Here is a 26,029-nt window from a genome sequence, read left to right as displayed (position 1 = left end):
TATCGCAGGCAGAATCGCACCATGACAGAACCTTCACCACCCGCTGACCAGCCACGCAACCCCCTCCACGGTGTGACGTTGGAGGCCATGGTTCGCGCCCTGGAGGCGAACTACGGTTGGGATGAGCTGGCGCGAAGAATTCCCATCCGCTGTTTCACACACGACCCTAGCGTCAATTCCAGCCTGAAGTTTCTTCGCAAGACGCCCTGGGCCCGCGACAAGGTGGAGGGCCTGTATCTGTTCATGTTGCGGGAGGCCCGCCGATCGGGGCGGGGTTAGGTCAGGCCAGAAGCGCCTGTTGCTTCACCACTTACTGCACGATCTCGTCCGCCGGCCCGCGGTGCGCCTTGGACGTTTGCGTGGCTGCGCTGCCCACAGCGGCGCCCATCACCAGCACGATGGCCAGCCATTGCAGTGCGGTCAGTTGCTCGTCGAGGATCAGCAGGCCCAGCAGAGCGGCCACAGCGGGCTCCAGGCTGATCATCACGCCGAAGGCGCCGGGCGTCAGGCGCTTGAGGGCCACCATTTCGAGCGAGATGGGGATGGCGCTGGAAATGGCGGCCACCACCAGACCCAGGGCCAGCACGCCGGGTTGCAGCAGGTCGGCACCCGCATGGGCGATGCCAAAGGGCACCACCGTGAGGGCGGCCACGCTCAGGCCCAGGGCCACCGAGTGCCCGGCGTGCAGATGCCCCACGCGCTTGCCGAACACGATGTAGGTGGCCCAGCAGAAGGCGGCCGCCAGCGCATAGGCCACACCCACCGGGTCCAGTGTGCTCACGTCATGGCCGAGGGGCAGCAGCAGGCCCAGCCCGGCGATGGCCAGCGCGATCCACACAAAGTCGATGCGGCGGCGTAAGCCGAAGCAGGCCACGGCCAGCGGCCCGCTGAACTCGATCGCCACGGCCACACCGAAAGGAATGGTCTTGAGCGACTGGTAGAACAGCAGGTTCATGAAGCCCAGCGCCACGCCGTAGCGCAACAGGCTGATGGCATCGGCGCGGCTGAGCGCCCAGCGCCAGGGTCGCCAGATCAGGAGCATGAGCAGGGCCGAGAAGCCGACGCGCAGCGCGGTGGTGCCCAGCGAGCCCACTTGCGGAAACAGTTGCTTGGCCAGTGAAGTGCCCAGGCCCAGCGCGGTGACCGAGCCGAGCACCGCCAGCAGGGGCAGCGCCTGCGCCCAACGGGAAGAAGCGTTCATGTGTCAGCAGAGACGACCCGCCGCCGGGCCGCCCCAAGGCGGGTCAGCCCCCTTGGGGGGCAGCGACCCGCGCAGCGGCGGAGCGTGGGGGCGCTCATTCGAGGGGGACGGTCAGCCGCTTGATGACCGCTTGGGTGTCCGGCCGCACGCCGCGCCACCATTCAAAGGCCTCGGCCGCCTGCTCCACCAGCATGCCTACGCCGTCCACCAGTTGTGTCACGCCAGCGGCGCGGGCCTGCTTCAGGAAGGGTGTCAGGCCCTTGCCGTACACCAGCTCGTAGGCCAGTGCGCCGGGCGCGAACACGCCGGCGGGCAGTGGCAGCTCGGCCTGCGAGAGGCCGGTGGAGGTGGCGTTGAGCACCACGTCGAAGCTTTCACCGGCCAGGTCGGCGTAGCCACCCGTCTGCAGCGTGGCGTGGGCCGCGAAGTCGGCCTTGAGTTCGTGCGCCTTGTCGGCACTGCGGTTGGCCACCGCCAGCAGGGCCGGGTGCTGCTGCGCGATCGGCAGGATGGCGCCGCGCGTGGCACCGCCCGCGCCGCAGATGAGCACGCGCTTGCCGGTCAGCAGCACGCCCAGGTTGCGCTGGATGTCGTTGACCAGACCCAGGCCATCGAAGTTCTGGGCGTAAATGCGGTCAGCCTCGAACTTCAGGGCGTTGACTGCGCCAGCCAGTCGCGCCGACTCCATGGGGTCGGTGGCGATGTCGAAGGCCTGCAGCTTGAAGGGCAGAGTGACGTTCATGCCCCGGCCGCCGGCCGCAATGAAGGCGCGCACCGTGTCGGCAAAACCGTCCAGCGGTCCTTCGATGGCGGTGTATTCGATGTCCTGCCCGGTGGCTTGCGCGAACAGGCCGTGGATCAGGGGCGACTTGCTGTGAGCAATGGGTTTGCCGATGACGGCGTAGCGGTCGGTCATGGTGGGGTTCCGGGATTGCATCGATTGTCCCTCAAGCCGGCGGGTGATCCGCTCCCCTGCAAGGTTGGTCACATCGGGCTAACATGCCTTCATGAACACGCCCGTATCCCTGCGCATCGACTTCGTCTCGGACATTGCCTGCCCTTGGTGTGCCGTGGGTCTTTCGGCCCTGGAGCGGGCCCTTGAGCGACTGGACGGCACCGTCAGCGCCGAGCTCCATTTCCAGCCCTTCGAACTCAATCCCCAGATGGGGCCGGAGGGAGAAGATGTCACTGAGCACCTGACGCGCAAATATGGCAGCACCAGCGAGCAGCAGGCGCAGATCCGCGAAACGATCCGCCAGCGCGGCGCGCAGGAGGGCTTTGCCTTCAACGCGGAAGGCCGCGGCCGGATCTGGAACACGTTCGACGCGCATCGGCTGCTGCATTGGGCCGGAGAAGAGGGGGCACCCGTCCAGCAGCACGCCCTGAAGAAGGCCCTGCTGGTGGCCTATCACGGCCGCGCCGAGAACCCGTCGGACGCTACGGTGCTGCTGGCCTGCGTCCGGGAGGTTGGCCTGGACGAAACCCGTGCCCGGGCCATCCTGGCGGGTGACGACTTTGCCGATGAGGTGCGCGAGCGCGAGCAGTTCTACACCAGCCACGGCATTCATTCGGTGCCGGCGGTCATCATCAACGAACGCCACCTGATCTCGGGCGGGCATCCCTCCGAGAGTTTCGAGCAGGCCTTGCGGCAGATTGCACAGCAGGCCTGACTCGCCCGGGTCAGTCGCGCAACGTCAGCGCTTTGGCAATCTTTCCCCGTTTGACCGTGGGACGCGGCACGGGGCAGGGCAGGTGCTCGAACCAGCGGCGCACATCGTCCTCCACGCACAGCCCGTGCATGTAGTTGTAGATGGCCTTGCGCAGGCCCTGTCCCAGCACATCGTGGTCCACGCCGGGTGGCATGGGGGTGGGGTCGATGAAGCCAATGTCGTTTTTGGCGAAGCTCACCTCGGGCAGCGGGATGAGTTCGATGCCGTAAGCGGCCGGGTCCATTCCCACCGGTGAGTGCACCGTGCAGCTGAAACGGTGGAAGAAACCACTCTGGATGCAGCCGTTTTCGAACAGCTGACGCACGTATTCCAGCGCGTCCACGGTGTCCTGCAGCGTCTGTGTGGGAAAGCCGTACATCAGGTAGGCGTGCACCAGGATGCCGGCGTCGGTGAAGCCTTTGGTGACGCGGGCCACTTGCTCGACCGACACGCCTTTCTTCATGAGGTTGAGCAGCCGGTCGCTGGCGACCTCCAGGCCACCGCTCATGGCGATGCAGCCGCTTTGTGCCAGCAGCTCGCTCAGCTCGGGCGTGAAGGTCTTCTCGAAGCGGATATTGCCCCACCAGCTGATCTGCAGGTCACGGCGGATCAACTCCTCTGCAAGCGCCTTGAGCGACTTGGGCGGTGCTGCTTCGTCCACGAAATGGAAGCCCGTCTGACCGGTTTCCTCGACGATGCGCTGGATGCGGTCGGCCAGCGTGGACGCGGTCGCGGTTTCGTAGCGGCCGATGTAGTCCAGGCTCACGTCGCAGAAGCTGCATTTCTTCCAGTAGCAGCCATGCGCCACGGTCAGCTTGTTCCAGCGCCCGTCGCTCCAGAGCCGGTGCATGGGGTTGAGCATGTCCAGCAGGCTCAGGTAGCGGTCGATGGGCAGGCCGTCCCAGGTGGGCGTGCCCACATCCTCGAACGGGATGTCGGGCTCGGCCAGGTTCACATACTTCACGGCGCCGTTCTCGCGCAGGAAGGTGCGCTGCAGGCGCTGCCTGCCGCGCGCGCCGTGCAGGTGCTCGATCAGCGAGAGCACGGGCCGCTCGCCCGCGTCCAGCGTCACGTAGTCGACGAAGTCGAACACGCGCGGGTCTTTCAGCTCGCGCAGCTCCGTGTTGACGAAGCCGCCGCCCAGGCCAATGCGGATGTGCGGGTGCTGCGCCTTGATGGTCTGCGCGATGCGCAGGGCCGCGTACATGGCGCCCGGGAAGGGCACGGACAGCAGCACCAGCGTCGGCTGGTGGCGGTGGATGGCCGACAGGGTCAGGTCGTGCAGCAACTGGTCGACCAGCGTGGGTGGCTTGGCCAGCGCGTCGGCCAGCGGGTCGAAGCTGGGCTGGCTGCTGGCCAGCGACTCGGCGTAGCGCACGAACTCGAAGCGCTCGTCGGCCGCGTCGCGGATCACGTCCGACAGGTCGTTGAGGTAGAGCGTGCACAGATGGCGCGCCTTGTCCTGCACACCCAGCGCGCCAAAAGCCCAGCCCAGTGGATCGCCGCTGCCGTCGTCGACGTAGTTGTCCAGCGCGGAAAAACGCGGCCCCTCGGGCAGCAGGCCACGCGCGGCGATGCGGTAGGCCAGCGTCGAGTCGCGCCCCTGCAGGTAGGCGATCACCGGGCCAATGGTGGCGCGGTAGGCCTCGAACTGGTCGAGGAAGCTGTGCACGCTGGCCGTGCGCTGCGCCTCGGGCTGGGCGAGCGCGCAGCTGCGCAGCGCCTCCAGGCCGGCCGGCGTGAACAGCTGGAGCACCAGCGCCAGCGCCAAATCTTCCTGCACCGCGTCGATGCCGCGCGAGCGCAGGAAGCCAGTGAGGTAGGCGGTGGAGGGGTAGGGCGTGTTGAGCTGCGTCATCGGCGGGATGAGGCTCAGCACACGGAACGAGGTGCTCATGCGCTGGTCAGCGTTGCTCGGTGGCACCCTTCATTGGACCTTCCTTGGCCGAGGCGAGGTCGATGCCGACGACTCCTTGGGCGTCTGCGCGCAGCGGACCGGGGCAGGCCATGCGCACCGCGTTGGCGTCCCGGCATGCATAGCTGCGCACCACCAGCTGCAGATCCGAACAAGCGGCTGTGTAGCCATTCATGCTAAGGTCCTTTTTGCGACCGGCGGCGAAGGGTTCAATGATGCTGCCCAGGGCCGCAGCGGGTTCGAGCACCTTGCCACCGCGTGTGCGCCATTCCACCTGCACCAGCAGCGCGCCCACGTTCTTGCCGGTCTCATTCGAGATGGACCATTGCGGCATGCAAAACCCCGGGTTCTTGCCGCCTTCCTTGGCGCTGATGACGATGGCACCGGTCTGGGCCGACACCAGCGCGGGTGCAAGGAGAGCTGTGCCGACAGCGGCGGCACCCAGAGCGGCGGTCAGAAGTGAGCGAACGGACATGGCGTGTGGCACCTTTCATGGAAATGGGGTGTGGGGTGGTGCGCAGCGTGTGCGCACTTCGGTGCACCCATTGTCGTGGAATGTGCCGCTGAACCAGGACGCGCTCAACACTCCACGATGTTCACGGCCAGCCCGCCGCGCGCCGTTTCCTTGTATTTGGTCTTCATGTCCGCCCCGGTCTCGCGCATGGTCTTGATGACCTTGTCCAGGCTGACGTGGTGGGTGCCGTCGCCGCGCAGCGCCATGCGCGCGGCGTTGATGGCCTTGACCGAGGCGATGGCATTGCGCTCGATGCACGGAATCTGCACCAGGCCGCCGACCGGGTCGCAGGTCAGGCCCAGGTGGTGCTCCATGCCGATTTCGGCGGCGTTCTCCACCTGTTCGGGTGTACCGCCGAGCACCGCACACAGGGCACCCGCCGCCATCGAGCAGGCCACGCCCACCTCACCCTGGCAGCCCACCTCGGCACCGCTGATGCTGGCGTTTTCCTTGTACAGGATGCCGATGGCCGCCGCCGTGAGCAGGAAATCAACCACGCCGTCGTCGGAGGCGCTGGGGACAAAGCGGCGGTAGTAATGCAGCACCGCCGGGATGATGCCGGCTGCACCGTTGGTGGGCGCCGTCACCACCCGGCCGCCGGCAGCGTTTTCCTCATTGACCGCCAGTGCGTACAGATTCACCCAGTCGAGCACGGCCAGTGGATCGGTCAGGGCCTTCTCGGGGTGACCGGTCAGGTCACGATGCAGGCCTGGAGCCCGCCGGCGCACCTTGAAGCCACCGGGCAGGATGCCGTCGGTGGCGCAGCCACGTTGAACGCAGGCCTGCATCACGTCCCAGATGCGCAACAGGCCGGAGCGCACCTCTTCATCGCTGCGCCAATAGTGCTCGTTGACCCGCATGACGCCCGCGATGCTCAGGCCATGCTCGCGGCAGCGCTGCAACAGTTCTTCCCCGGTGCGGAAGGGAATGGGCAACTGGGTGGGGTCGGGTGCGATCACTTTCTGCCGTTCGCCATCGGCGGCCACGGCTTCGCTGACCACAAATCCGCCGCCGACCGAGTAGTAGGTCCGTTCAGCCAGCAGCGTCCCCTCCTTAGACCAGGCCGCCAGACGCATGCCGTTGGCGTGGAAGGGCAGGGGCTGGCGATAAAACGACAGGTCTTCCCGTTCATTCCACGCGATGCTGTGCTGCCCCATCAGCGCGATCCGACCTTGCTGGCGAATCGCCGAAATGGTGGGTTCCACCGACTCGATGGGGACCGTCTCTGGCTCCAGGCCGCACAGGCCGAGCAGCACCGCCTTGTCGCTACCGTGGCCCTTGCCCGTGGCCCCCAGCGATCCATGCAGACCGCACTGCACGCGAACCACCTGTTCGAGCTGGCCACTGGCCTGCAGTCCGCTCACAAACAGCCGGGCGGCCCGCATGGGCCCCACCGTGTGAGAACTGCTGGGGCCGATACCGATCTTGAAAAGGTCGAACGCGGAGATGGCCATGGGCAAGGTCCTTTCTGGCAGGCTCAGGCGGTGGCAGGGACCAGCAACTGGCTGGGCGCCATCGTACGTGCCTTTTCTGCGATCTGGCTGCCGATCATGTCGGCAGTGACGGCCGACAAGGTCCAGCCCAGGTGACCGTGCCCGGTGTTGTAGAAGACGTTGGCCTGTCGACCCTGCCCGACGCGCGGCATCATGTTGGGCATCATCGGACGCAGACCGGCCCAGGGCACCACCTGGCGGGTGTTCACACCCGGGAAGCACTGGTTGACCCAGTCGATCAGCGGTTTGATGCGATCGGCGCGGATGTCCCGGTTGTAGCCGTTGAACTCGGCGGTGCCGGCCACGCGGAAGCGGTCAACGCCCAGGCGGCTGGTCACCAGCTTGGTTTCATCGTCGAGCAGGCTGACCGTCGGCGCCGCCTGCTGGCTCTGTGCGTCCAGCAGGTTGACCGTGATGGAGTAGCCCTTGACCGGGTAGATGTTGACGCGATCGCCCAGCTGAGCGGCCAAGGCGCGGCTGCCCACACCGGCACAGACCACCATGGCGTCGAAGTGGTGCGGCTCCTCGCCGACGTCGGTGCGCAGCGTCACCGTGGCGCGGCGGCCGTCGCTGGAGACGCGGGCCACCTCGCTGCCCCACAGGCAGCGCACACCCAGGCGTTCGATGGCCGCCGCCAGACCGTTGGTGAACTTGTGGATGTCGCCGGTGGAGTCGCTTTCGGTGTAGAAGCCGCCGTAGTATTGGCCGGCCAGCGTGGGTTCGATGGCGCGCATCTCCTCGGGCGTGACCGCCTGGCGCGGCAGACCGCCGGCGGCCAGCAGCTTGCTCACGCTGGCGGCATGGTCGTAGCCCTTCTTGTCGCGGTAGATGTGCAGGATGCCCTCTTTCTTCAGGTCGAAGTCCACGCCCTCGGCGTCGGCCCAGCTGAAGAGGTGCTCACGTGCGGCAATCGCCAGACGAGCCGTGTCGATGGTGTTCTGCCGGTAGTGGGGAATGTTGGCGATGAACTCGGCGAACCAGCTGATCTTGTGCCAGCTCGGCTTGGGGTTGACCAGCAAAGGCGCATCGCTCTTGAGCATCCACTTGATGCCCTTGAGGATGGTGGACCAGTGGGTCCACACCTCGGCGTTGGAGGCCGACAGCTGACCGCCGTTGGCGAACGAGGTGTCCATGGCGGCGTAGCGGTGCCGCTCGAACAGGGTGACGGAGAAGCCGCGCTTGGCCAGCGCGTAAGCCGTGGTGACACCGGTGATGCCACCGCCAATGACAGCGATCGTATGCATGAGACAGGCTCCAGAACGTCAGAGGGGAAAAGCGCGCTGCGCGCACCATGCGTGCGGCGTGCGCCCCCTCTGTTTGGAACCTGAGAGATTCATGACGGCCGTGGCCGCCACTTGCTCCTGCGGTGGACCGGGTGACGGAACCCGATCGCTCTTCAGAGATGGAAACGTCGACCGGTCCTTTTGCCTGAGAGTTTCCGGGGCGGTTGCTCCTTCGGCGCCGGTTCCCCCTGCGGGGCCGGTCTCTCCCGATCGACGGAAGAAAGACGCTTATTGTGCCTGCAGTCCGATGGATTTGACGATAGCCCGGAACTGTTGCATGCCATCGGCATAGGCCTTGTCGGCTTCGGCCAGGGTTTGCGGCTTGGGCAGCAGCAGGCTGTTGGCTTCCAGCGCGGCGTGCACGGCCGGGTCGCCCAGCGTACCGGTAATGGCCTTGTGCAGCGCAGTCACCACGGGTTCCGGGGTGTCCTTCTTGACGAAGTAGCCGGTCCAGATCTTGAAGGTGAAGTCCTTGAGCTGCTTGCTCTCGCTGATCGCCGGGTACTGCTTCACGCTGTCCAGCCGCTCGCCGTTGAGCATGGCCAGCACCTTGACGCGGCCGGTCTTGTGCATCTCGTCGTACTTCTTGCCATAGGGCGTGAGGAAGAAATCGACCTGGCCGGCCATCAGGTCCTGCTCGGCGGGGGCCCCGCCCTTGTAGGGCACGTGGATTATCGGGATGCCGCTGACCTTGGACAGGTGCTCGCCCAGCAGGTGGTAGAACGAACCGGGGCCGACGCTGGCAAACGTCAGCGGCTTGCCGTCCTTGGCGGCCTTGCGCGCGTGGTCCAGGAACTCGTCCACGCTGTTCACCGGCAGGTCCTTCTTGGCGAGGAAGGCGATCTGCGCGGTGGCGATCATCTGCACCAGGCGGAAGTCCTCGCTCTTGAACTTGATGGACGAAATCGCCAGAGGCGCGAGGATCAGCTCGTTGGGTGAACCCTGGAAGATGGTGTAGCCGTCGCTGGGACCACCGAGCACCTTTGTGGCGGCGATGGAGCCGCTGGCGCCGCCCAGGTTTTCCACGATCACCGGCTGGCCCAGTTGCTTGCCCAGGGTGGTGTTGACCGAGCGTGCGATCACGTCCGACAGGCCGCCTGCAGGGTAGGGCACCATCAGCGTGACCGGTTTGGCCGGGAAGGTCTGGGCGGCGGCGGTGCCGGCCAGGCCGAGGGTGGCCAGCGCGGCGGCGGCCAGAGCGAAGTGGATGCGGATGCGGGCGTTCATGATGTGTCTCCGGTGTGGTTGTCGAGGGGCAAAAACTCAGGGGGCGGGGGAAAGCAGGTCCTGCACCAGCGCGATCCAGTAGGCTGCGCCGGGGGCAATGTTCAGGTCGTTGAAGTCGTAGGCCGGGTTGTGCACCATGCAGGCACCGGGCTCGCCGTCGACGCCGTTGCCGATGAAGAGGTAGCTGCCGGGCACGCGTTCGAGCATGAAGGCGAAGTCCTCGCTGCCGCTGACGATCGGGCCCTGCGGGTTGATCTGCTCCGCGGGGAAGTGCTTCTGCGCCACCGCCAGCGCGCGGGCGGTCTGTGTGGCGTCGTTGACCAGCACCGCGTAACCGGGCCGCCAGACGATCTCGGCGCGCACGCCGAAGCTCTCGGCCTGCAGGCGCACCAGCTCGCGGATGCGCTGTTCCACGCTGCGCCGCACCTGCGGGTCCAGCGTGCGCACGCTGATCTCCAGCCGCGCCTCGGCCGGGATCACGTTGTTGGCCTCGCCCGCGTGGATCGCGCCCACCGTGACCACGGCCGGCTGCATCGGGTCCACATGGCGCGAGACCACGGTCTGCAGCGCCATGATCAGCGAGGCCGCCGCCACCACCACGTCGGTCGCCTTGTGCGGCATGGCGCCGTGCCCGCCGTGGCCATGCAGGGTGACGGTGGCGTAGTCGGACGAGGCCATGGCCGGGCCGCCGCGGAACACCAGCTGGCCCTGCGGGATGCCCGGCATGTTGTGCATCGCAAAGATCGCGTCGCAGGGGAAACGCTGGAACAGGCCGTCTTCCATCATCTGGAGTGCGCCACCGCCGCCTTCTTCGGCGGGCTGGAAGATCAGGTTCAGCGTGCCGTCGAAGCGGCCGTGCTGCGCCAGGTGGTGCGCCGCGGCCAGCAACATGGCGGTGTGGCCGTCGTGGCCGCAGGCGTGCATCACGCCGTGCTCGCAGCTGGCCCAGGCCACGCCCGTGGCCTCGGCAATCGGCAGGGCGTCCATGTCGGCGCGCAGGCCGAGCGTGCGGGTGGAGGTGCCGCGCTTCAGTTGGCCGACGACGCCGGTGCCGCCCAGGCCGGTCGTGACTTCGTAGCCCCAGGCTCCCAGCTGGGCCGCGACCAGGGCGGCGGTGCGGCGCTCGCTGAAAGCGAGTTCGGGGTGGCGGTGGATGTCGCGGCGCACCGCGATGAACTGTTCGACGGCGGCGTCACTGAGGCGATCCATGCAAAGCGCTCCTGAAACATGAACTTTGTTGCATGTTAGGAAGCGGCTGGATTAAAGTCCAATGCATTGATCATCAACGATCCATGCATTTCGATGGAGGGTTTGAGCATGACACTGGTGCAGCTGAGGCACTTCGTGGTGCTGGCCGAACTCGGGGCTTTCGTGCAGGCGTCCAAGGCCCTGTACCTCACGCAGCCTGCGCTCACGCGCAGCATCCAGGGGCTGGAGGACGAACTGGGCGGGCGCCTGTTCGACCGGCTCGGGCGGCGCATCGGGCTCACGCCCTTCGGCCACGAAGTCCTGCAACGCGCGCGCCGCCTGGTGGCCGATGCCGAGGCGCTGAAGCAGACCGGCAAGGGCCTGCACGCGGGCCTGACCGGCACGCTGCGCATCGGCCTGAGTTCCGGCCCGGGCGCGCTGCTGTCCACGCCGCTGATGTTGCACATGGCCGAGCATCACCCCAGGCTGCGGTTGCAGATTTCGCGCGGCAATACGGCTGTGCTGGTCGACGAACTGCGCGACCAGCACCTAGACGCCGCCGTGCTGGACGTGCGCTCGGTGCGGCCGGCGGCCGACCTGGCGATCGCGCAGGTGTTCGAGCTGCCGGCCGGTTTTCTGGTGCGGCCGGACCATCCGCTGATGCAGCTCGGGCGGCCTGCGGCCATCGAGGACGTGCTGGCTTACCCCATCGCGTCCACACCGCTGAGTGACGAGGTGGCGCGCATGCTGATCGGCCGCTACGGCCCGCAGGCCAACCCCGACGACATGGTGACCCTGCGCAGCGACGAGACGCTGAACATCGTCGAGGTGGCGCGCCGCAGCCATGCGGTCGTGCTGACGCCGCGGGCCGCCGCCGAAGGGCTGGTGCCGCTGGACATGGCCCCGGCGCTGGACGCCACGGCGCGCTTCGGCCTGGTCACGCTCGGGCAGCGCCAGGAAGCGCCGGCCCTGCGCATCCTGCGCGAGTGGCTGGCCGGGTGGCTGGTCCAGAATGGGGTCGAATGAAACTCACGGCTTTGCTGATCGCGATCGAGGTGGGCGGCACGGTGGCCTTCGCCATGTCCGGACTGATCGAGGCCATGCGCAAGCGCATGGACGTGGTCGGCGTGTTCTCGGTGGCCTTCGTCAGCGCCTTCGGCGGCGGCACGGTGCGCGACCTGCTGCTCGACCGCCGTCCGCTGTTCTGGGTCGAGCACGAGGCCTACCTCTGGCTGGTGCTCGCCATGGTGATTACCGCGCCCTGGTGGCTGCGGGCCGCGCTCAAGGACGCCGGCGCGCGGCTGATGGAGTGGGCCGACGCCTTCGGTCTCGGTCTGTTCGCCATCTCTGGCACCAGCATCGCCCTGGGCGCCGGCATGTCGCCGGGCGTGAGTGTGCTGATGGGCGCCACGACGGCCATCGTCGGCGGCGTGGCGCGTGACGTGCTGTGCAACGAGGTACCCAAGGTTTACCAGGACCACCGCCCGTACGCGCTGTGTGCGGTGGCCGGCAGCATGGTCTTCCTCGGTCTCGGGGGGCTGGGACTCGGCTCGGAACTGGCGAGTCTGGCCGGCATTGCCGTGGCGACCGGTAGCCGCCTGCTGGCGGTGGCTTTCGACTGGCAATTGCCCGGCTGGCGCCTGCCGCAGAAATGAACAACGCCGGTGAGGGCAGGCCCCTCCGGCGTTGGCATTCATGAGGCCTGGGCGGTCAGGCCAGTTCGGAAACGGGCACGCAGCTGCAGAACAGGTTGCGGTCGCCGTAAACGTTGTCCACCCGGCCCACCGACGGCCAGTACTTGGTGTTGACCGCGTGGCCGGCCGCCACCGCGGCGACTTCGCGCGGGTAGGGGTGTGGCCACTCGCTCTTGAGCACGCTGGCCGCGGTGTGCGGCGCATTCTTCAGCGGGTTGTCGTCCTGCGGCCACTCGCCCTTCTCGATGCGGCGGATCTCTTCGCGGATCGCGATCATCGCGTCGATGAAGCGGTCCAGCTCCTCGCGGGTTTCGCTTTCGGTCGGTTCGACCATCAGCGTGTTGGCCACCGGGAAGCTCAGCGTGGGCGCGTGGAAGCCGTAGTCCATCAGCCGCTTGGCGACGTCCTCGGCCATCACACCGCAGGTTTCCTTGAAGCCGCGCAGGTCCAGGATGCACTCGTGCGCCACATGGCCGTTGGCCGATGCGTAGAGCGTGGGGTAGTGGTCTGCCAGGCGCTTGCTGATGTAGTTGGCCGACAGGATGGCGGCTTCGGTCGCGTGCTTCAGGCCGTCGGCGCCCATCATGCGGATGTACATCCAGCTGATCGGCAGGACGGCTGCGTTGCCCAGCGGTGCGGCCGACACGGCGCCCACGCCGCTCTTCACGCCGCCCGTCGCGTGGCCGGGCAGGAAGGGCACGAGGTCTTCGACCACGCAGACCGGACCGACGCCCGGGCCGCCGCCGCCGTGCGGGATGCAGAAGGTCTTGTGCAGGTTCAGGTGGCTCACGTCACCGCCGAACTCGCCCGGTGCGGCCACGCCCACCAGCGCGTTCATGTTGGCACCGTCCACGTACACGCGACCGCCGTGCTGGTGCACCAGGGCGCACAGCTCCTTGACCGTGGTTTCGAACACACCGTGTGTCGATGGGTAGGTGATCATCACCGCGGCCAGGTTCGCGCTGTGCTGTTCGCACTTGGCCTTGAGGTCGGCCATGTCCACGTTGCCGTTGTCGTCGCACTTGGTCACCACCACGGTCATGCCCACCATCTGGGCCGACGCGGGGTTGGTGCCGTGCGCCGACGAGGGGATCAGGCAGATGTTGCGGTGGCTCTCGCCGCGCGAGGCATGGAAGGCCTGGATCGCGAGCAGGCCAGCGTACTCACCTTGGGAGCCAGCGTTCGGCTGCAGGCTGATGCCGGCGTAGCCCGTGGCCTGGCACAGCCAGGCGCGCAACTGCTCGTCCAGTTCCTTGTAACCCTGCAGCTGGTCGGCCGGGGCGAAGGGATGCACGCCCGCGAACTCCGGCCAGGTGATGGGAATCATCTCGCTGGTGGCGTTGAGCTTCATGGTGCATGAGCCCAGCGGGATCATGCTGCGGTCCAGCGCCAGGTCCTTGTCGGACAGGCTGCGGATGTAGCGCAGCATGCCGGTCTCGCTGTGGTGGCTGTCGAACACCGGGTGCGTCATGTAGGCGCTGGTGCGGCGCAGCTCGGCCGGGATCAGCGGCTCCACGCCTTTTTCGAAGGCGTTGAAGGAGGGCAGGGCCTGACCGTCTTTGGCGAACACCGACCACAGCAGGGCAATGTCCTCGCGCGTGGTGGTTTCGTCCAGAGACATGCTGACGTATTCACCCCAGGACAGGCGAAGGTTGGCACCCTTGGACAGGGCCTTGGCGATGATGGCGGTGGCCTGGTCGCCAGCCTTCACCGTCAGGGTGTCGAAGGCAGAGTCGCTGGTCATCGTCCAGCCCAGTTGCTGCAGGCCAGCGGCCAGCACGGCGGTGTAGCTGGCCACACGCTGGGCAATTCGCTTGAGGCCCTGCGGGCCGTGGTACACGGCATACATGCTGGCCACCACGGCCGGCAGCACCTGCGCGGTGCAGATGTTGGAGGTGGCCTTCTCGCGGCGGATGTGCTGCTCGCGCGTCTGCAGCGCCAGGCGGTAGGCCGGGTTGCCGTGAGCGTCCACGCTCACGCCCACCAGACGGCCGGGCAGCGAACGCTTGTACTCGTCACGGCAGGCCATGTAGGCGGCGTGCGGGCCGCCCGCGCCCATGGGCATGCCAAAGCGCTGGGTGGTGCCGACCACGATGTCGGCGTCGAACTCGCCCGGAGGCACCAGCAGAGTCAGCGCCAGCAGATCGGCGGCCACGATGAAGGCGGCCTGTTTGGCGTGCACGGTCTGCACGTCGGTGCGCAGATCGTCGATGCGGCCGCTGGTAGACGGGTACTGCGCCAGCACGGCGAAGTAGTCGTCACCCTGAAGCGCCTCAGCCCATTCAGCGGCCGAATTCGCCAGTTTGACCGTCAGGCCCAGCGGCTTGGCACGGGTCTGGATCACCTCGATGGTCTGCGGGTGGCAGTCTCCACCCACGACAATGGTGTTGCCCTTGGCCTTGACCGAGCGCTTGGCCAGGGTCATGGCTTCGGCGGCAGCGGTGGCCTCGTCGAGCATGGACGCGTTGGCGATCGCCATGCCGGTCAGGTCGGTGACCATGGTCTGGAAATTGACCAGGGCTTCCATGCGGCCCTGCGAAATCTCGGCCTGATAGGGCGTGTAGGCGGTGTACCAGGCCGGGTTTTCCAGGATGTTGCGCAGGATCACGCCCGGCGTGTGGGTGCCATAGTAGCCCTGGCCGATGAAGTTGCGGTAGAGCTTGTTCTTCTGCGCGATGGCCTTGAGTTCGGCCAGCGCGGCAGCTTCGGTGGCCGCAGGCGGCAACTGCATGCCGGCGCTGCGCGCAATGCTGCGCGGCACGATGGAGTCGATCAGCGCGCGCCGCGAGGCCTCGCCGATGACAGACAGCATGTGGGTCTCATCGGCTTCGCTGATGCCGATGTGGCGGGCGATGAACTCGCTGGCGTTTTCGAGTTCACCCAGGGGTTTGACGGAAGGCATCAGCATGGCGCGTGTCCTGGCGGGTGGAGGCGATCAGGCGTTCTTGGAAAATGCTTCGTAGGCGGTGGCGTCCAGCAGGGCGTCCACCTGGGCCGGGTCGCTGAGCTTGACCTTGAAGAACCAGCCGGCGTTGAGCGGATCGCTGTTGGCCAGCGACGGGTCGGCGCGCAGGGCTTCGTTGACTTCGGTGATCTCGCCGCTGACGGGCATGTACACATCGGCCGCGGCCTTGACAGACTCGACCACGCCGGCCACGTCCTTCTGGGCGAAGGTCTTGCCCACTTCGGGCAGGTCGACGAACACCACATCGCCCAGCGCGTCCTGCGCGTGGTGGGTGATGCCGACGGTGGCGATGCCGCCGTCAACGGTGATCCATTCGTGGTCTTCGGTGTACTTGGTGGTCATGGTGGGCTCCGGTTAGAAAGGTTGAATCGGGGGCAGGTACGCAGCGGCGCAGGGGGTCATCCCCTGAAATAGCGGTTGGGCACAAAGGGCATGGGCGCGACTTCCATCGGCACGGCCTTGCCGCGCACCAGCGCCTGGATGCGGGAACCGACGGCGGCGAACTCGGGCTTGACGTAGCCGATGGCCACCGGTTTGTCGGCGCTGGGGCCGAGCAGGCCGCTGGTGATCTCACCGATGGTCTCGCCCTGCAGGTCCTGCAGTTCGGTGTGCTCGCGCACCGGCACGCGCTCCAGGGCGATCAGGCCGACACGCTTGCGCGTCAGGGCCTGAGTGCCGTCGAGTTGGGCCAGCACCAGATCCGAACCCGGGAAGCCGCCAGCGCGCTCGCCGCCGGTACGCCGCACTTTCTGCATGGCCCAGTTGAGCGCGGCCTCGACCGGGGTGGTCGTCACGTCGATGTCGTTGCCGTACAGGCACAGGCCGGCTTCCAGGCGCAGCGAATTGCGCGCGCCTAGGCCGATCGGCTTGACCTCAGTCTGCGCCAGCAGGGCGCGGGCGAAGGCGTCGGCGCGGTCGGCCGGCAGGGAGATCTCGAAGCCATCCTCGCCGGTGTAGCCGCTGCGGGTGATGTACAGATCGCCCCCGTTCCAGGTGGCGGGCATGCCGGTCATGAACACCAGCTGCTCGACACCCGGCAGCAGGCGGGCCAGCGCCGTTACAGCCTGCGGACCCTGCAGGGCGAGCAGGGCGCGGTCGAATTGGGGGGTCACGGTACAGCGGCCGCCAATGCGCGCCTGGATGTGTGCCAGGTCGCCATCCTTGCAGGCGCCGTTGACGATGACAAAAATGTCCGAACCGCGGTTCACGAACATCAGGTCGTCGATGATGCCGCCCTGGTCGTTGAGCAACAGGCCGTAGCGCTGCTTGTTCACGCCCAGGCCGATCACATCGACCGGCATCAGGCTCTCGAACGCAGCGGCCGCATCCGGGCCGGACAGGGTCAGCTGGCCCATGTGCGACACGTCGAACAGACCGGCGGCACTGCGGGTATGGTGGTGCTCGGCCATCAGGCCGGCGGGATACTGCACCGGCATGGCGTAGCCGGCAAAGGGCACCATGCGGGCACCGAGTTCAAGGTGCAGCGCGTGCAGCGGGGTCTTGTGCAGATCGTTCAGGTCGGACATGGCGGACTCTTGACATGGGGCAGTGGCCGCGAGCCATGGCTGCGCGGGACAAGCACGGTGCATCCGTGCGCTGCCCCACTGTCCGCTTTACCTGAGAGATTCGCGCGGGCGATGCCGCACTTGCTCCTTCGGTGGGCGGTCTGCAAGACCACCTCTCTCCAGTGGGGGACACCAGCCAGCGGCCGATGTTTGCCAGTCCTTTTGCCTGAGCGTTCAGGGCCACTTTCGCGACCGCCTGCGCCTTCGGCGGCTGCCCGGGGGCAGCACTCTCCTGACCTGCCGAGTGTACCGGATTCGGGTCCGGGCGGGGTCAGGCCGCCTGCTCCAGCAGGGTCGCCGGCAGCAGCCTGGCCAGGCGCTCGCTGATGCCGTCGGCCCGGCTGGGGCCTGCCAGCGCTTCAATGTCGCTGATCAGTGCACGGCCCACGGCCAGCATGGCGGCCGGTTCCCTGGCCTGGCGCAGGGCGTCGCGGTACCGCTGGGCCAGCACCGGATCCCGCCGGGCGAACATGCGTTCGCTGATGTCAAACAGGAACATGCGCGCCGTGGCCAGCGATCGGGTACCGGCAAACTGGTCGCCGTGGCCACCTTCTTCGGACGGTGTCTGTCGGGCCGGCACAGCTTTGGCAACTGTCGTACGGGGAGAGGTCCTGACCAGGTAGCCTTGCTCGATCAGATGCTCGATGAGCGTGGCACCTGCGCCGCCGAACAGGCCAGCCAACCCTTCTTCGTCCTGTTTGCCATCGGCCAGCAGCAGCAGGGACCGCTCCCGCTGGCCGAGCGTGCGGCTGCCGGGTTTGAGTTCTTCCTTTGCTTTCTCGGTTCTGGTCAGCATGGTGTTCTCCGTCAACGGACACCGAATCTGCCAGCCGTACGTGTCAGGTGTATGAAAAAGTAACGCCGGCGTGAGGCCGGCGTTCTGCAGGGAGAGAAGGCTTACTTACATGCCCGCGTAGGTGGGGCCGCCGCCGCCTTCGGGTGTGACCCAGACGATGTTCTGTGTCGGGTCCTTGATGTCGCAGGTCTTGCAGTGCACGCAGTTCTGTGCGTTGATCACCAGCTGGTCCTGTCCGTCCTTCTCGACGAACTCGTACACCCCGGCCGGGCAGTAGCGGCTCTCGGGGCCGGCGTACTTCGCCAGGTTGATCTTCACTGGCACGCTGGCGTCCTTGAGCGTCAGGTGTGCCGGCTGGTTCTCCTCGTGGTTCGTGTTGGACATGAACACGCTGGAGAGCCGGTCGAAGGTGATCACGCCGTCCGGTTTCGGGTAGGCGATCTTGGGCATCTCGGCCGCCGGCCTGAGCTTGGTGTGGTCCTTGGTCGTGTTGTGGATGGTCCAGGGCGGCACGCTCACACCCACCTTGGGCAGGAACCAGTGCTCCACGCCGGTCATCAGTTTGCCCATCAGCGGGCTCTTCTTGAACCAGTTCTTGAAGTTGCGGTAGGTCCAGAGCTCCTCGTGCAGCCAGCTGGCCTTGAAGCCGGTTTCGAACGCGGTGAGTTCGTCGGACTGGCGGCCGGCGACCACGGCTTCAAACGCCGCCTCGGCGCACAGCATGCCGCTCTTGATGGCCGCGTGGCTGCCCTTGATGCGCGCAGCGTTGAGGAAGCCGGCGTCGCAGCCGACCAGCGCACCGCCCGGGAACACCGTCTTGGGCAGGGCCTGGGGGGTGCCGTTGTTCAGGGCGCGGGCACCGTAGCCCAGGCGCTTGCCGCCTTCGATGTGCGCCTTGATGGCCGGGTGGGTCTTCCAGCGCTGCATTTCCTCGAACGGGCTCATCCAGGGGTTCTGGTAGTCCAGACCGATGACGTAGCCCAGCGTGACCTTGTTGCCTTCGAGGTGGTACAGGAAGCCACCGCCGAAGGTATCGTCGCCCAGCGGCCAGCCGGCGGTGTGCACCACCAGGCCAGGTTTGGCCTTCTCGGCCGGGATTTCCCACAGTTCCTTGATGCCGATGGCGAAAGTCTGAGCGTCCTTGCCGGCGTCCAGCTGGTACTTGGCAATCAGCTGCTTGCCCAGGTGGCCGCGGGCGCCTTCGGCGAACACCGTGTACTTGGCATGCAGCTCCATGCCGATCTGGAAGTTTTCGGTCGGCTCGCCGTCCTTGCCAATGCCGAGGTTGCCGGTGGCCACGCCCTTGACCGAGCCATCCTCGTTGTACAGCACCTCGGCGGCGGTGAAGCCGGGGAAGATTTCCACGCCCAAGGCTTCGGCTTGCTCACCCAGCCACTTGGTGACGGCACCCAGGCTGATGACGTAGCAGCCTTCGTTGTGGAAGTTGCGCGGCATCAGCCAGTCGGGCGTGCGCTGGGCACCGGTTTCCGACAGCACCAGCAGGTCGTCACCGGTGACCGGCTGGTGCAACGGGGCACCCAACTCTTTCCAGTTGGGGAACAGCTCGGTGATGGCCTTGGGGTCCATCACGGCGCCGGACAGGATGTGGGCGCCGGGTTCCGAGCCTTTTTCCAGCACGCAGACGTTGATCTCGCCGCCTTTTTCGGCGGCCAGTTGCTTGAGGCGGATCGCGGTGGACAGACCGGCCGGACCGCCACCAACGACGACCACGTCGTACTCCATGGCTTCGCGCGGGCCGAACTGGGCAAGGATCTCGTCTGGTGTCATGGGGGTCTCGCAGATAATGGTTTTCAGATCGGTTCCACCAGCACAGGCGGATGTCATCGGGCGGACAGCATTTTATGTCGATCAGCCGCAAAATCGAACGACCGTGCTAATTTGATGTTTCAGGAGATTATCCCGTGTCCTATCAAATCGACCTTTCGGGCCGTGTCGCCCTGATTACCGGCGCCTCCGGCGGTCTCGGTGAGCAGTTCGCCAAGACGCTGTCCAAGGCGGGTGCCGCGGTGGTGCTGGCCAGTCGCCGCACCGACCGTCTGATGGCCTTGCGTGCCCACATCGAGGCCGAAGGCGGGGATGCCCACGTGGTGGCAATGGATGTGACGGATCTGGCCTCCATCAAGGCGGCGATTGCCCATGCCGAGACGGAGGTGGGGCCGATCGACATCCTGGTCAACAATTCCGGTGTCAGCACCACGCAGCGTCTGCAGGACGTGACCGAAGAGGATTACGACTTCGTCCTGAACACCAACACCAAGGGTGCCTTCTTCGTGGCCCAGGAAGTGGCCAAGCGCATGCTGGCGCGTGCCAAGGGGCAGGCGCCGGGCACCTGGGTGGGGGGGCGCATCATCAACATCGCCTCGATGGCGGGCCTCAAGGTACTGCCGCAGATCGGCATCTATTGCATGAGCAAGGCGGCAGTGGTTCAGATGACCAAGGCCATGGCGGTGGAATGGGGCAAGTTCGGCATCAACGTCAACGCCATCTGTCCCGGCTACATCGACACCGAGATCAACCACCACCACTGGCAGACCGAGCAGGGCCAGAAGCTGATCAACATGCTGCCCCGCAAGCGGGTAGGGCAGCCCGCCGACCTTGATGCGGTGCTGGTGATGCTGGCCAGCAACGAAAGCCATTTTGTCAACGGTGCGGTGATCGCGGCAGATGACGGTTTCGGCGTCTGAGCGTTTGCCGGCGGCCCTGCCGCCGGGCATGGCGGCTGGTGTCGCGGCGGGTCTGGGGGCCGGTGCCTTCTGGGGGACGACCTTCGTCGCGCCGCTGATTGCGCCTGGCTTTTCGTCGGCCGACTACACCGCCGGACGTTTCGTGGCCTGTGGCCTCTTTTCCCTGGCCTGGCTGCTCTGGCAGTCCCTGCGCGCGCCCACCGGGCAGCGCCGGGCCCTCTGGCCGGACGCGGCGCAGGCTTGGGGCGCGCTGTGGCTCAGCGTGCTGGGCTACACGGGTTACTACCTGCTGCTGGTCTACGGCATTGCCGACGCTGGCGCCGCGCTGCCGGCGTTGATCATCGGGACCTTGCCGGTGTGGATGATGCTGCTGGGCAAGCCGGACCACCTGCGCTGGGCTGCCCTGGCGCCCGGCTTGCTGCTGACCGCCGCCGGCATGGTGCTGATGATGGACGCCACCGCCAGTGAGCTGGAGGCCAGTGGTTCCGGCCACTTCTGGCGCGGTGTCCTGCTGGCCATCGGGGCCATGCTCAGCTGGCTGGCCTTCGGTCTGCTCAACGCCCGCTGGATCCGCAGTCATCCGGGTGTCTCGTCAACGGCCTGGGCCAACTGGCTGGGCCTGGCGGCCGGGCTGGGGGGGCTGGTGCTGTGGCTGGGCTGGGGTACCGAATGGAGCGAACTGGTGGCCCGCCCGGGTTTTGGCGCGTTCGTGCTGGTCTGCGCCTTCACCGGCATCGGCTCGGCGTGGATCGCGTCGGTGCTGTGGAACGTGGCCTGCCGGCGACTGAGTACCAGCCTGGCCGGGCAACTGGTGGTCAGCGAGACCGTGTTTGCCCTGATCTACGCGTTTGCCTGGCTCGGTGACTGGCCCGAGACCACCCAGCTGGTGGCCTGTGCCATGTTCCTGCTGGGCGTGGTGGCCTCGATCAGGGCACACCGCTGAGGCCGGCCCGAGGCATCGACACAAGGAGACTTTGGTGAAACTCGAATTGCCTGAAGACAAGAAACTGGTGCATACCATCGTCGTCCCGATCCGCTGGGGCGACATGGATGCCATGGGTCATGTGAACAACACGATCTACTTCCGCTACATGGAGATCGCCCGGCTGGACTGGTTCTTCGGCATGGGCCTGCCAGCCGATCCCAAGGGCGAAGGCCCCGTGATCGTCAACGCGTTCTGCAACTTCATCCGGCAGTTCGAGTTTCCGGGGGAGGTGCTGGTGCGCACCTATGTGGGGGCCATGGGGCGCACCTCCTTCGACACCTTCCACGAGATGCTGCGCACCGACGATCCGGACACGGTCTATGCCAACGGCGGCGCCACCGTGGTGTGGGTGGATTTCCCGAAGCAGAAATCGGTGCCGATGTCTGACCAGGCTCGCGCGCTGATCGAAGCGGCCGGGGGGCCGCCCCGACTCACTTCGACTTAGGGACGCGTCCCATCAGGTAGAACTCGGGGTTGGGCATCATGCCGCTGAAGCTCGCCATGCGGTTGGACAGGCCGAAGAAGGCGGTGATCGCGGCAATGTCCCAGGCGTCCTCGTCGCTGAAGCCGTGCGCATGCAGGGCTTCGAAGTCGGCGTCTTCGATTTCGTCCGAGCGCAGGCACACCTTCATCGCAAAGTCGAGCATGGCCCGCTGGCGCGGGGTGATGTCCGCCTTGCGGTAGTTCACAGCCACCTGATCCGCCACCAGAGGTTTTTTCTCGTAGATACGCAGGATCGCACCGTGGGCCACCACGCAGTACAGGCAGTGGTTCGCGGCACTGGTGGTGGTGACGATCATTTCACGGTCACCCTTGCTCAGGCCCGAGGTGCGGCCCACGGTCTCGGGCGTCATCAGCGCATCGTGGTAGGCAAAGAAGGCGCGCCACTCGGCCGGCCTGCGGGCCAGCGCCAGGAAAACGTTGGGCACGAAACCCGCCTTCTCCTGCACTTCCAGGATCTTGGTCTTGAGGTCTTCGGGCAGGGTGTTCAGGTCGGGCAGGGGGTAGCGGGGCGTCTGGCTCATGGCGCGTGTCTCCAGTTTCAGGGTCCATAAAGAAAGTGAGCTTATCCTTGCGCCTTGACCGATCTCTGACACTTGGGGAACAGCACATGCAGGATGAGCAATACCACCGTGGCCTGGCCACACGCCGGCAAGTCATTGGTGACGATTTCGTGGACCGTGCACTGGCCGGGGCCACCGATTTCACCCAGCCGATCCAGGACCACATCTCACGCGCTGCCTGGGGCGATGTCTGGCAGCGCGACGGCCTGGACCGAAAGACCCGCAGCCTGATTACCGTGGCCATGCTGACCGCGCTGGGCAAGCAGCACGAGCTCAAGGGGCATGTGCGCGGTGCGCTCAACAATGGGGCCACCGCCAAAGAGATCCAGGAAGTGCTGCTGCACGCCGCCGTGTATTGCGGCATTCCCACCTCGGTCGAAGCCTTTCGCACCGCGTCTGAAGTCATCGACGCACCGCGACCCTGATTCTTTTTTTCCCTTCAAGGAGCTCATGATCATGAACACACGTCGTCAATTTGCCCTGCGCACCACCGCCGTGGCAGCCGCCATCGGCCTGGGGTCGGTCCTGTCGCTGGCGCAGGCGCAGACAGCGGTCACCACCAAGATCATGGTGGGTTTCCCGGCCGGTGGCGGCACCGATGCCATCGCCCGCATCCTGGCCGAGCGCCTGCAGGCCGAGCTGGCGGCGCCGGTGGTGGTGGACAACAAGCCCGGTGCCGGTGGCCAGCTGGCCGCTCAGGCACTCAAGGCGGCGCAGCCCGACGGGCACACCCTGTTCCTCAGCCATGACCACAGCATCACCATCCTGCCCATGGTCATGAAGAACGCAGGCTACGACTCGGGCAAGGACTTCGTGCCGGTGGCCGGCTTCGCCACCTTCGTCAATGCGATTGCGCTGTCGGCTGGCACGCCGGCCACCAGCTTCAAGGGCTATGTCGATCTGGTCCGTCAGGGCGGTGGCAAGGCCAACGTCGGCATTCCCGCGCCGGCATCGGTGCCCCAGTTCCTGGTGCAGGAGATCGCCAAAAAGAACCAGCTGGATCTGGTGTCGGTGCCGTACCGCGGCAGCGCGCCGATGATGGCCGACATGCTGGGCAACCAGATCCCCGCTGGCGTGGCGTCGATTCCCGATTTCATCGAAAACCACAAGGCGGGCAAGCTGCGCGTGGTGGCGGTGATGGGCAAGCAGCGTCAGGCCGCGATGCCCGAAGTGCCTACGTTTGCCGAACTGGGCCTGGCCGGTTTTGAGGAGGTGCCTTACTACGGGGTGTTCGCGCCCGCCGCCACGCCCAAGGCGACCCTGGAAAAGCTGGCTGGTGCCATCCAGAAGGCCATTGCGGTCCCTGAGGTCAAGGACCGGCTGACGGCCATGGGCCTGACGGTGGGCTTCATGACCGGTGAGCAACTGGCCGCACGCGAAAAGGCCTACGCCCAAGTCTGGTCGAAGATTATCAAGGACAGCGGCTTCCAGCCCCAGTGAACTGTTGACCCCCACGCTCCGCCGCTGCGTGGGTCGCTCCCCACCGAGGGGGCTGGCCTGCCTTGGGGCGGCCCGGCGGCAGGCCTTGTCGCCGCTGCATACACGTGGATGGCCGTCTAACCGGCCAGCAACCGGTGCACCAGATCGGGGGTCCTGTGGGCCTGGTACTTGCGCATCAGCCGCGCCCGGTGAATTTCCACCGTGCGGTGGCTGATGCCCAGATGCTTGCCGATCTGCTTGCTGGTCAGGCCGTCCATCAGGCAGGCGGCCACCTCACGCTCGCGCGGGGTCAGTGCGGCGCCCACCGGCCGGCGCGCGCTCAGGTCCTCGAAGCTCCAGATCCCGGCCGCGTGCGGGTCGGCCGGGTCCAGAGCCCGCCCGGTCACGTGGCACCAGAAGGTCTCGCCCTTGAAACGGCCGTCCACCCGTTGCATGATGCGTTCGTCGGCGTAGGTGCCGCCTCGGCCCAGGATGGGCACGATGCGCTCGCCGGTGCGTTCGTATTCATCGGCACTGGGGTAGAGGATGCGAAAGCTCTGTCCCACCAGCTGTTCGCGTGAGGCGCCGAAGATCTCGCACAGTGCCTGGTTGCAGTCCACCATGGTGCGCTGGCGTGAGAGCGCCAGGCCCACCGGCGCCAGGTCGAAAGCCAGTCGGTAGTCGATGTGCTCCATGGCCGGGTCCGGGTTAGTCTCTAGGTCAAACTACGTATGTGGATACGTAGTATCGTAGCGGCTTCCGATTGTTCAACCCCAGGAGTCATTCGACGTGAACAAGATCTATCCCAGCGCGGCCGAAGCCCTCAAGGGCGTGGTGGCCGACGGTCAGCTGATTGCCGTGGGCGGTTTCGGCCTGTGCGGCATCCCCGAGGCCCTGATCGATGCCCTGCGCGATACGGGCGTGAAGGACCTGACGGTCATCTCCAACAACGCCGGCGTCGATGACTTCGGCCTGGGCAAGCTGCTGACCACGCGTCAGATCAAAAAGATGATCTCGTCCTACGTGGGAGAGAACAAGGAATTCGAGCGCCAGTACCTGGCCGGCGAGCTGGAGCTGGAGTTCACGCCCCAGGGCACGCTGGCTGAGAAGCTGCGCGCCGGCGGCGCCGGCATTCCGGCTTTCTTCACCAAGACCGGCGTCGGCACGATCGTGGCCGAGGGCAAGGAACTGCGCGAGTTCAACGGCGAAACCTACGTCATGGAGCAGGCCCTGTTCCCCGAGGTGGCGCTGGTCAAGGCCGATGTGGCCGACCGTTCGGGCAACCTGCGCTTCAACCTGACGGCGCGCAACTTCAACCCGGCCGCCGCCATGGCCGGCAAGATCTGCATCGTCGAGGTCGAGCGCATCGTGGCCACCGGCGAGATTGCGCCGGACGACGTGCACCTGCCCGGCATCTATGTGCACCGCATCGTGCACAACCCGACGCCCGAGAAGCGCATCGAGAAGCGCACCACCCGCGACCGCAAAGTTTGATTGAGGAGTACGGACATGCCCTGGACCCAAGACCAGATGGCCGCGCGCGCGGCCAAAGAACTGCAGGACGGCTTCTATGTGAACCTCGGCATCGGCATTCCGACGCTGGTGGCCAACCACGTGCCCGACCACGTCGAGGTGTGGCTGCAAAGCGAGAACGGCATGCTGGGCATCGGCCCTTTTCCGTATGAGGACGAGGTGGACGCCGACCTGATCAACGCCGGCAAGCAGACGGTGACCACCATCAAGGGCTCGTCGATCTTCGGCAGCCACGACAGCTTCGCCATGATCCGTGGTGGCAAGATCAACCTGTCCATCCTGGGCGCCATGCAGGTGACCGCTCAGGGCGATCTGGCCAACTGGATGATCCCCGGCAAGATGGTCAAGGGCATGGGCGGCGCCATGGATCTGGTGGCCGGCGTCAAGCGCGTGATCGTCCTGATGGAACACGTCGCAAAGAAGAAAGACGGCACCGAAGACCTGAAGATCCTGCCCGAGTGCACCCTACCGCTGACGGGCAAGGGTGTGGTCGACCGCATCATCACCGACCTGGGCGTGATGGACGTGACGCCCGAAGGCCTGAAGCTGGTGGAACTGGCCGACGGCGTGACGCGCGAGTTCATCCAGAGCAAGACCGGCGTACCGCTGATCTGACCGGATCCGTGCATCGAAAAGCAAAAGGCCCCGTGAGGGGCCTTTTGCTTTGGTGCGATTACGCTGCGAATTCTGGAGCGGGTGAAGGGAATCGAACCCTCGTATGAAGCTTGGGAAGCTGCCGTTCTACCATTGAACTACACCCGCACAGGTGCATA

Annotated in this window: 26 protein-coding genes, 1 tRNA gene and 3 riboswitches; of the genes, 11 read left to right on the top strand and 16 right to left on the bottom strand. The window is 66.3% G+C overall.

Going from position 1 to position 26,029, the window contains the following annotated elements; genetic code table 11:
* The first annotated feature begins 21 nt into the window (after positions 1-21).
* Positions 22-279, top strand: coding sequence for a VF530 family protein (locus tag ACFQNJ_RS01855; protein ID WP_374638925.1), 258 nt, complete (start codon positions 22-24; stop codon positions 277-279).
* 31 nt (positions 280-310) lie between these two features.
* On the opposite strand, the gene ACFQNJ_RS01850 is transcribed toward ACFQNJ_RS01855, so the two are convergent.
* Both ACFQNJ_RS01850 and aroE read right to left on the bottom strand, forming a co-directional pair.
* The gene (locus ACFQNJ_RS01850; RefSeq protein ID WP_382253382.1) at positions 311-1,201 is read right to left on the bottom strand and encodes an EamA family transporter; all 891 of its coding nucleotides are present in this window, start codon (positions 1,199-1,201) and stop codon (positions 311-313) included.
* A gap of 94 nt (positions 1,202-1,295) precedes the next feature.
* Complete coding sequence (gene aroE, locus ACFQNJ_RS01845) at positions 1,296-2,117, bottom strand: shikimate dehydrogenase (RefSeq protein ID WP_382253380.1); 822 nt, start codon at positions 2,115-2,117, stop codon at positions 1,296-1,298.
* Between the two features lie 91 nt (positions 2,118-2,208).
* On the opposite strand from aroE, the gene ACFQNJ_RS01840 reads away from it, so the two are divergent.
* Complete coding sequence (locus ACFQNJ_RS01840) at positions 2,209-2,871, top strand: DsbA family oxidoreductase (RefSeq protein ID WP_382253378.1); 663 nt, start codon at positions 2,209-2,211, stop codon at positions 2,869-2,871.
* Between the two features lie 10 nt (positions 2,872-2,881).
* Here the strand turns inward: ACFQNJ_RS01840 and ACFQNJ_RS01835 are convergent, their stop codons facing one another.
* From ACFQNJ_RS01835 to ACFQNJ_RS01810, 6 genes are all read right to left on the bottom strand, one after another.
* Entirely contained in the window at positions 2,882-4,807 is a 1,926-nt protein-coding gene (locus ACFQNJ_RS01835; RefSeq protein ID WP_374638929.1) for a B12-binding domain-containing radical SAM protein, read from the bottom strand.
* Positions 4,808-4,814: 7 nt separating this feature from the next.
* Positions 4,815-5,300, bottom strand: a complete 486-nt coding sequence (locus tag ACFQNJ_RS01830; RefSeq protein ID WP_382253376.1) for a hypothetical protein — start codon at positions 5,298-5,300, stop codon at positions 4,815-4,817.
* Between the two features lie 104 nt (positions 5,301-5,404).
* Positions 5,405-6,793, bottom strand: a complete 1,389-nt coding sequence (locus tag ACFQNJ_RS01825) for an L-serine ammonia-lyase (RefSeq protein WP_382253374.1) — start codon at positions 6,791-6,793, stop codon at positions 5,405-5,407.
* 23 nt (positions 6,794-6,816) lie between these two features.
* Complete coding sequence (locus ACFQNJ_RS01820; RefSeq protein WP_382253372.1) at positions 6,817-8,076, bottom strand: D-amino acid dehydrogenase; 1,260 nt, start codon at positions 8,074-8,076, stop codon at positions 6,817-6,819.
* Positions 8,077-8,238: 162 nt separating this feature from the next.
* Positions 8,239-8,334: riboswitch (glycine riboswitch) on the bottom strand.
* Between the two features lie 9 nt (positions 8,335-8,343).
* Entirely contained in the window at positions 8,344-9,342 is a 999-nt protein-coding gene (locus tag ACFQNJ_RS01815; protein WP_382253371.1) for a tripartite tricarboxylate transporter substrate binding protein, read from the bottom strand.
* Between the two features lie 36 nt (positions 9,343-9,378).
* Positions 9,379-10,551: a M20 aminoacylase family protein gene (locus tag ACFQNJ_RS01810; RefSeq protein WP_382253369.1), complete on the bottom strand. Its 1,173-nt coding sequence runs from the start codon at positions 10,549-10,551 to the stop codon at positions 9,379-9,381.
* 108 nt (positions 10,552-10,659) lie between these two features.
* On the opposite strand from ACFQNJ_RS01810, the gene ACFQNJ_RS01805 reads away from it, so the two are divergent.
* On the top strand, positions 10,660-11,556 hold the full coding sequence (locus ACFQNJ_RS01805; RefSeq protein ID WP_382253367.1) for a LysR family transcriptional regulator: 897 nt from the start codon (positions 10,660-10,662) through the stop codon (positions 11,554-11,556).
* Positions 11,553-12,185: a trimeric intracellular cation channel family protein gene (locus ACFQNJ_RS01800; protein WP_382253366.1), complete on the top strand. Its 633-nt coding sequence runs from the start codon at positions 11,553-11,555 to the stop codon at positions 12,183-12,185. Before ACFQNJ_RS01805 ends, ACFQNJ_RS01800 begins: the two co-directional genes overlap by 4 nt.
* 55 nt (positions 12,186-12,240) lie before the next feature.
* Here ACFQNJ_RS01800 and gcvP read toward each other — a convergent pair whose 3' ends face one another.
* The 5 genes from gcvP to ACFQNJ_RS01775 all read right to left on the bottom strand — a co-directional run bounded on the left by gcvP (position 12,241) and on the right by ACFQNJ_RS01775 (position 19,338).
* The gene (gcvP, locus tag ACFQNJ_RS01795; RefSeq protein WP_382253364.1) at positions 12,241-15,132 is read right to left on the bottom strand and encodes an aminomethyl-transferring glycine dehydrogenase; all 2,892 of its coding nucleotides are present in this window, start codon (positions 15,130-15,132) and stop codon (positions 12,241-12,243) included.
* A gap of 27 nt (positions 15,133-15,159) precedes the next feature.
* Positions 15,160-15,531 carry a glycine cleavage system protein GcvH gene (gene gcvH / locus ACFQNJ_RS01790; RefSeq protein ID WP_382253362.1) on the bottom strand — a complete coding sequence of 124 codons (372 nt, stop codon included), beginning with the start codon at positions 15,529-15,531 and terminating at the stop codon, positions 15,160-15,162.
* A gap of 56 nt (positions 15,532-15,587) precedes the next feature.
* The gene (gene gcvT / locus ACFQNJ_RS01785; protein ID WP_382253360.1) at positions 15,588-16,715 is read right to left on the bottom strand and encodes a glycine cleavage system aminomethyltransferase GcvT; all 1,128 of its coding nucleotides are present in this window, start codon (positions 16,713-16,715) and stop codon (positions 15,588-15,590) included.
* Between the two features lie 68 nt (positions 16,716-16,783).
* Positions 16,784-16,887: riboswitch (glycine riboswitch) on the bottom strand.
* Positions 16,888-16,898: 11 nt separating this feature from the next.
* Positions 16,899-16,999, bottom strand: a riboswitch (glycine riboswitch).
* Positions 17,000-17,025: 26 nt separating this feature from the next.
* Positions 17,026-17,550, bottom strand: coding sequence for a hypothetical protein (locus ACFQNJ_RS01780; RefSeq protein ID WP_382253358.1), 525 nt, complete (start codon positions 17,548-17,550; stop codon positions 17,026-17,028).
* 105 nt (positions 17,551-17,655) lie between these two features.
* The gene (locus ACFQNJ_RS01775) at positions 17,656-19,338 is read right to left on the bottom strand and encodes an electron transfer flavoprotein-ubiquinone oxidoreductase (protein ID WP_382253356.1); all 1,683 of its coding nucleotides are present in this window, start codon (positions 19,336-19,338) and stop codon (positions 17,656-17,658) included.
* 134 nt (positions 19,339-19,472) lie between these two features.
* Between ACFQNJ_RS01775 and ACFQNJ_RS01770 the strand changes: the two genes are divergently transcribed.
* From ACFQNJ_RS01770 to ACFQNJ_RS01760, 3 genes are read left to right on the top strand one after another with little or no spacing between them, the layout of a single operon-like run.
* Positions 19,473-20,255 (top strand): SDR family oxidoreductase, encoded by a 783-nt coding sequence (locus ACFQNJ_RS01770; RefSeq protein WP_382253354.1) that lies wholly within the window; start codon positions 19,473-19,475, stop codon positions 20,253-20,255.
* On the top strand, positions 20,236-21,198 hold the full coding sequence (locus tag ACFQNJ_RS01765; RefSeq protein ID WP_382253353.1) for a DMT family transporter: 963 nt from the start codon (positions 20,236-20,238) through the stop codon (positions 21,196-21,198). Before ACFQNJ_RS01770 ends, ACFQNJ_RS01765 begins: the two co-directional genes overlap by 20 nt.
* A gap of 34 nt (positions 21,199-21,232) precedes the next feature.
* On the top strand, positions 21,233-21,685 hold the full coding sequence (locus ACFQNJ_RS01760; RefSeq protein ID WP_374638945.1) for an acyl-CoA thioesterase: 453 nt from the start codon (positions 21,233-21,235) through the stop codon (positions 21,683-21,685).
* On the opposite strand, the gene ACFQNJ_RS01755 is transcribed toward ACFQNJ_RS01760, so the two are convergent.
* Positions 21,672-22,265, bottom strand: coding sequence for a peroxidase-related enzyme (locus tag ACFQNJ_RS01755; protein ID WP_382253351.1), 594 nt, complete (start codon positions 22,263-22,265; stop codon positions 21,672-21,674). The genes ACFQNJ_RS01760 and ACFQNJ_RS01755 overlap by 14 nt on opposite strands.
* Before the next feature lie 86 nt (positions 22,266-22,351).
* Between ACFQNJ_RS01755 and pcaC the strand changes: the two genes are divergently transcribed.
* Positions 22,352-22,729 carry a 4-carboxymuconolactone decarboxylase gene (gene pcaC / locus ACFQNJ_RS01750; protein WP_382253349.1) on the top strand — a complete coding sequence of 126 codons (378 nt, stop codon included), beginning with the start codon at positions 22,352-22,354 and terminating at the stop codon, positions 22,727-22,729.
* 25 nt (positions 22,730-22,754) lie between these two features.
* A complete protein-coding gene (locus ACFQNJ_RS01745; protein WP_382253347.1) occupies positions 22,755-23,744 on the top strand; it encodes a Bug family tripartite tricarboxylate transporter substrate binding protein in 990 nt (329 codons plus the stop codon).
* Positions 23,745-23,860: 116 nt separating this feature from the next.
* Here the strand turns inward: ACFQNJ_RS01745 and ACFQNJ_RS01740 are convergent, their stop codons facing one another.
* Positions 23,861-24,418 (bottom strand): LuxR C-terminal-related transcriptional regulator, encoded by a 558-nt coding sequence (locus tag ACFQNJ_RS01740; protein WP_382253346.1) that lies wholly within the window; start codon positions 24,416-24,418, stop codon positions 23,861-23,863.
* A 94-nt stretch (positions 24,419-24,512) separates the two neighbouring features.
* On the opposite strand from ACFQNJ_RS01740, the gene ACFQNJ_RS01735 reads away from it, so the two are divergent.
* Positions 24,513-25,217: a CoA transferase subunit A gene (locus ACFQNJ_RS01735; RefSeq protein ID WP_374638951.1), complete on the top strand. Its 705-nt coding sequence runs from the start codon at positions 24,513-24,515 to the stop codon at positions 25,215-25,217.
* A gap of 15 nt (positions 25,218-25,232) precedes the next feature.
* The gene (locus tag ACFQNJ_RS01730; protein ID WP_382253345.1) at positions 25,233-25,871 is read left to right on the top strand and encodes a CoA transferase subunit B; all 639 of its coding nucleotides are present in this window, start codon (positions 25,233-25,235) and stop codon (positions 25,869-25,871) included.
* Between the two features lie 73 nt (positions 25,872-25,944).
* On the opposite strand, the gene ACFQNJ_RS01725 is transcribed toward ACFQNJ_RS01730, so the two are convergent.
* Positions 25,945-26,018 (bottom strand) — tRNA-Gly (locus ACFQNJ_RS01725).
* Positions 26,019-26,029: the final 11 nt, after the last annotated feature.

The organism is Hydrogenophaga bisanensis, assembly GCF_042665135.1.
In the GTDB taxonomy this organism is placed as follows: Bacteria; Pseudomonadota; Gammaproteobacteria; order Burkholderiales; family Burkholderiaceae_C; genus Hydrogenophaga; species Hydrogenophaga bisanensis.
Note: the sequence above shows the minus strand (reverse complement) of the source record. Positions and strands in the feature narration are given on the sequence as shown.